At 60.4% G+C, this 273-nt stretch carries 1 protein-coding gene; it reads right to left on the bottom strand.

All coding sequences use genetic code 11. From position 1 onward, the window contains the following. On the bottom strand, window positions 1–273 hold a 273-nt coding region (locus P2081_RS20925; RefSeq protein WP_278924712.1), incomplete at both ends, for a citrate/2-methylcitrate synthase.

Genomic DNA, 273 nt, shown 5'->3' with positions numbered 1-273 from the left:
CTCGGGACACTCCAAACAACACCGTGTAGTAGTTCATCTCCTTCAGTCCATAATACTGCAGCAGGACTCCGGAGTGGGCGTCCACGTTGGGCCACGGGTTCTTGACCTTCCCAGTCTCCAGGAGGATGGGCGGCACGATCTTGTACGTCTGGGACACCAGCTTGAAGAGAGGGTCGTTGGGCAGGTGCTTGAGAGCGAACTCTCGCTGGCAGGTGTAGCGAGGGTCTGTCTTGCGCAGCACCGCGTGGCCGTAGCCGGGGACCACTTGGCCTC

Source organism: Pseudophaeobacter profundi, assembly GCF_029697505.1.
GTDB classification, from domain to species: domain Bacteria; phylum Pseudomonadota; class Alphaproteobacteria; order Rhodobacterales; family Rhodobacteraceae; genus Pseudophaeobacter; species Pseudophaeobacter profundi.
Note: the sequence above shows the minus strand (reverse complement) of the source record. Positions and strands in the feature narration are given on the sequence as shown.